The 5,283-nt window shown below is 70.8% G+C and carries 4 protein-coding genes and 1 pseudogene; all 5 read left to right on the forward strand.

The window, feature by feature from the left end; genetic code table 11:
• Window positions 1–114 precede the first annotated feature (114 nt).
• Window positions 115–606: pseudogene (locus tag AC3XYG_RS32945) on the forward strand (nucleoside hydrolase); the annotation flags it as partial.
• Window positions 603–2,375: an adenine deaminase gene (locus AC3XYG_RS32950; protein WP_489144113.1), complete on the forward strand. Its 1,773-nt coding sequence runs from the start codon at window positions 603–605 to the stop codon at window positions 2,373–2,375. The pseudogene AC3XYG_RS32945 and the gene AC3XYG_RS32950, both read left to right, overlap by 4 nt.
• A 178-nt stretch (window positions 2,376–2,553) precedes the next feature.
• Complete coding sequence (locus tag AC3XYG_RS32955; RefSeq protein ID WP_489144114.1) at window positions 2,554–2,841, forward strand: hypothetical protein; 288 nt, start codon at window positions 2,554–2,556, stop codon at window positions 2,839–2,841.
• Between the two features lie 161 nt (window positions 2,842–3,002).
• A complete protein-coding gene (locus AC3XYG_RS32960; RefSeq protein WP_489144115.1) occupies window positions 3,003–3,368 on the forward strand; it encodes a hypothetical protein in 366 nt (121 codons plus the stop codon).
• A 75-nt stretch (window positions 3,369–3,443) separates the two neighbouring features.
• Window positions 3,444–5,138 (forward strand): AMP-binding protein, encoded by a 1,695-nt coding sequence (locus tag AC3XYG_RS32965; RefSeq protein ID WP_489144116.1) that lies wholly within the window; start codon window positions 3,444–3,446, stop codon window positions 5,136–5,138.
• The last annotated feature ends 145 nt before the right edge of the window (window positions 5,139–5,283 follow it).

The raw sequence follows: 5,283 nt of genomic DNA on the forward strand, positions 1-5,283 counted from the left end.
GGCGCCAGGTCCGGCCGGGCGGCCAGCAGCGCCGCGATGTTGGTCAGCGGCCCCAGCGCCAGGATGTCGCCGCCACCGCTTTCGAGATAGCGTGCCAGGGCCGGCAGCGCCGGGCCGGGCAACCACACCGCGACCGCCGAATTCAACGCCGCCGTCGACCCCGAGGCGATCCAGGTCGTGATCGATGCCGGCGTCCGGATCGCAATGGTCGGGCTCGATGCCTGCCGGCCGGTGCAGGTCTCGGTCGCCGATGCCGACCGCCTGCGCACCGTGAGCGGCGACAAGGCCGCGGTGCTGGCCGATCTGCTGGATGGCTATGCCCGCATCGTCCAGCCCGACGGGTCGGCGCCGCACACGCTGTACGACCCGGTCGCCGCGGCGGCGTATCTGGAGCCGGAGACGGTCGCCTTCCGCCCGGCCCGGCTGGATGCCGAACTGTCCGGCCGCCTGACCCGCGGCATGACCGTCGTGGAATGGCGGGTGCCGCGCAAGGCCGCCGCCAACGCAGATATCGCCACCGTGCCGGATGTCGCGCGCATCCGCGCCCTGGTGCTCGGCGCGCTCGACCGCGCCGCATTTTCCGCCCAACCGAGGCTGCCGTCATGACCCGTGAACCCCATGACCTCGACGATCCCCGCCTGCGCGACCGTGCGGTGCGCGCCGCCCAGGGGCTGGAGCCCTTCGATGTCCTGATCACCGGCGGCCAGGTGGTCGATGTCGCGACGTCGGAGATCCGCGCCGCCGATATCGGCCTGGTCGGTGCGCTGGTCGCCAGCGTGCATGCGCCGGGCAGCCGCAGCGATGCCGGGCGCGTCATCGACGCCGCCGGCCGCTTCGTGGCGCCGGGGCTGATCGACACGCATATGCATGTCGAAAGCTCGATGGTGACGCCGCGGCGCTATGCCGAGGTGGTGGTGCCGCAGGGCACGACCACGATCTGCTGGGACCCGCATGAGGTCGGCAATGTCGCCGGCCTGGCGGGGGTGCGCTGGGCGGTCGATGCCGGGCGCGGCCTGCCGCTGCGCATCCTGACCCTGGCGCCGTCCTGCGTGCCCTCCGCCCCCGGGCTGGAGGTCGGCGGCGCCGATTTCACCGGTGGCGAGATGGCGGAGATGCTGCGCTGGCCTGAGATCACCGGCGTCGCCGAGGTGATGAACATGCGCGGCGTGCTGGACCGCAGCGAGCCGATGCAGGGCGTGGTCGGTGCCGGCCTGGCCAGCGGCAAGCTGGTCTGCGGCCATGCCCGCGGGCTGCAGGGCGCATCGCTGCAGGGCTTCGCCGCCGCCGGCATCCAGTCCGACCACGAGGTCACCTCCGGCGATGATCTGCTGGCGAAGCTGCGCGCCGGCTTCGCCATCGAGCTGCGCGGGTCGCACGACTATGTGCTGCCCGGTGCGGTGGCGGCGCTGGCCACCCTGCCCCACCTGCCGCAGACGCTGACCATCTGCACCGACGACATCTTCCCGGACGATCTGGTCGCGGTCGGCGGCATCGCCGACGTCCTGCGACGGCTGATCCGCTACGGCATGAGGCCGATCGACGCGATCCGGGCGGCGACGCTGAATGCGGCGATGCGGCTGGCCCGCCGCGACCTCGGGCTGGTCGCGCCCGGCCGCCGCGCCGATTTGGTCATTCTCGACGGGCTGGAGACGCTGGGTGTCGAGCGGGTGTTTGCTTCCGGCCGCGAGGTCGCGGTCGATGGGCGGCTGACCACCGGCCCGCTGGGGCGGCCGGCGGATGCCTTCCACGACAGCGTCAAGGTCCCGCCGCTGACGGCCGGCGACTTCGTCCTGCGGTTGCCCGGCCAAAGCGCCGCCAAGGTGAACAGCATCTTCCGGCCGCGCTTCACCGAATGGCGCGCGCTGGAGGTCGCGGTGGCGGACGGCGCGGTGGTGCTGCCGGACGACAGGATCCTGATGGCGGTGATCCACCGCCATGGCCGGCGCCCGGCGGTGCCGCAGATCGGCATCCTGGATGATTGGGGCCATTGGCGCGGCGCGCTGGCCACCACCATCTCGCATGACAGCCACAACCTGACTGTGTTCGGCCGCGACCCGGCCGACATGGCGGCGGCGGCCAATGCGGTGATCGCGGCCGGCGGCGGCATGGCGGTGGCCGAGGCCGGCACCGTGACCGCGCTGGTGGCGCTGCCGGTCTGCGGCCTGCTGTCGGACGCAACGGCACCGGAGGTCGCGGCCGATTTCGCCGCGCTGAAGGCGGCGGCCGACCGCATCGCCGATTGGCAGCCGCCCTACCGCACCTTCAAGGCGGTGACCGGGGCGAGCCTGGCCTGCAACCCGGGGCCCCATGTCACCGATCTCGGCCTGGCGGACGGCACCACCGGCGAGATCCGGCCGCTGGCGGTGGCGCGGTAGCAAAGGGCCAATCCCGCTCATTGCAAGGCCGGGTCCCGGCCTTGGGCGGTTGACGCAGGGCGCCGCCCTGGGCTAGCCCAGGCCCCCGAAACCAACCCTTCCTGGCCGATCGGGCCGGTTGCCGCCGTGGCGTGCCGGCCCATGTCAGTCTGAAACCACTGTATCTGGAGTCACCGTGATGACCGAGGAATCGAGTAGCGATCCCGGCTTGCTGCTGTTCGCGTCCCTGTGCATCGGCCTGCGCGACTGGGCCCAGACCGGGGCCGGGCCGTCGATGCGCCAGCGCCTGAACTGGAAGCGCGCCGTCGAATGCCTGCGCAAGGGCGAGGATGCTGCGGCCGAGGTCGAGATGACCCGCGGCGGCGCCCTGACCACCGCCGAGGAGGACGAGGTCCGGCGCTTCGACCTGCGCGCCTTCGACAAGGCCCTGGTCGCCGCCAACGACGTGCGCGGCTGGATGGAATAATTCTGCCGTTTCATGGCCTTATCGCCGCCTTGCGGTGATCCGATGCTGCCCCCGCTGCGTAGAGTGGGGGAACTCCCCCGGGGTTCGCTTCGTTCAGTTGGTGCCGAGCGATGGCATGAACCGGACCCGTATGTTCCCCATGGGATGGAGGAGGCAGCGCCATGGTCGATACCGCCCGGATCGATCCCCCGATCAGGTTCCAGCGCAGCGACGGCACCGACACGTCGATCGACACCGTCGATGATCTCGTCGCCTGGCTGGACGCGCTCTATGACGCGATCCTGGACCCGAAGCGGACGGAACGGCAGACCGCCGGCACCGGCCGCACCCATCAGCTGCGCGAGATCGAAGACCTGCTGATGCGGCTGGAGGACGAGGTGGCATCGGCGGTCGGCCGGATCAGCGAGGGCCTGCGGGTCCGCGCCCTTGAGCTGATCGGCGGCTATCGCGACCTCGACAGGACCCTGGGCCGCCCCTCGATGCAGCTGCGCAAGCCGCTCGGATCGCGCCGGCACCTGATCTGTTAGCCCCATCGGCCCGCTACGGTTAAGCTGGTCCGGTCACGACGCCGGACACAACCGGCCCTGTCTTGGGGGAGACGCATGGCCAGCGAACCGGCACCGAGCTATGTCAGCGGCATTGCCGACGCACCGCTGCTCGGCGAAACCATCGGCCAGGCCCTGGACCGGGCGGCCGAACGCTGGCCCGACCGGCCGGCGCTGATCGACCGGGCGCAAGACATCCGCTGGAGCTGGCGCGACCTCGCCGCCCAGGCCGATGCGTTCGCCGCCGGCCTGTTCGCCCTGGGGCTGCAGCCGGGCGACCGAATCGGCATCTGGTCGCTGAACCGGGCGGAATGGGCACTGACCCAGTTCGCCGCCGCCAAGGCCGGGCTGATCCTGGTCACCATCAACCCGGCCTATCGCCTGTCCGAGCTGGAATACGCGCTGAACCTGGTCGGCTGCCGCGCCATCGTCACCGCCACGTCGTTCAAGACCAGCGATTATCTCGGCATGCTCAATACCCTGGCGCCGGAGCTGGCAGGGTCCGAGCCCGGCCGGCTGCAGGCGGCGAAGCTGCCGGCGCTGCGCAGCGTGATCCAGATCGGAGGGACCGCCCCGGGGACCATCCGCTTCGAGGATGTTGCCGGTCTCGGCGACGCGGTGGAACAGGAGCGGCTGCGCCAGCTGGCCGGCACGCTGCAATTCGACGACCCGGCCAACATCCAGTTCACCAGCGGCACCACCGGGTCGCCCAAGGGCGTGACCCTGACCCACCACAACATCCTGAACAACGGCTACTTCGTCGGCCGCGGCCTGGCGCTGAGCGAGCAGGACCGGATCTGCATCCCGGTGCCGCTGTACCACTGCTTCGGCATGGTGATGGGCAATCTGGCCGCGGTGACCCACGGCGCCGCCATGGTCTATCCGGGCGAGGGCTTCGACCCGCTGGCGACGCTGGCGACCACGGCGGAGGAGCGCTGCACCGCGCTGTACGGCGTGCCGACCATGTTCATCGCCATGCTGGACCATCCGCGCTTCGGCGAATTCGACCTGACCGGCCTGCGCACCGGCATCATGGCCGGGTCGCCCTGCCCGATCGAGGTGATGAAGCGGGTGGTCAGCCAGATGCACATCGGCGAGATCACCATCTGCTACGGCATGACCGAGACCAGCCCGGTGAGCTTCCAGAGCGCGGTCGACGACCCGCTGGAGCGGCGCGTGTCCACCGTCGGCCGGGTCCTGCCGCATCTCGAGGTCAAGATCGTCGACGCCGAGGGCCGGATCGTAGCGCGCGGGCAGCGCGGCGAGCTGTGCACCCGCGGCTATTCCGTGATGCGCGGCTACTGGGACCAGCCGGACCGCACGGCCGAGGTGGTTGACCCCGCCGGCTGGATGCACAGCGGCGACCTCGCGGTGATCGACGCGCAGGGCTTCTGCAACATCGTCGGCCGGATCAAGGATCTGGTGATCCGCGGCGGCGAGAACATCTATCCGCGCGAGGTCGAGGAGTACCTGTACCGCCACCCGCAGATCCAGGACGTGCAGGTGTTCGGCGTGCCCGACCCGAAATACGGCGAGGAGCTGTGCGCCTGGATCCGGATCCGCGAGGGCGAGAGCCTGACCGCCGAGGCGGTGCACGCCTTCTGCGATGGCCAGATCGCCCACCAGAAGATCCCGCGCCATATCCGCTTCGTCGACGCCTTCCCGATGACCGTGACCGGCAAGATGCAGAAATTCCGGATGCGGCAGGCGATGGAGGAGGAGCTGGGCCTGAAGGCGGTCGAGACGGCCTGAGGCTCAGGCCTGGCTCATTATCCTCCCCCTCCCCTTGCGGGAGGGGGTAGGGGGAGGGGTCTGCGCGCGTCGGCGCGCGAAAGGACTGGAGACATCGGCTGCCGAAAGACCGCCGCGGGCTCCCTCGATCGACACCCCCTCCCCC

The organism is Inquilinus sp. (assembly GCF_057815775.1).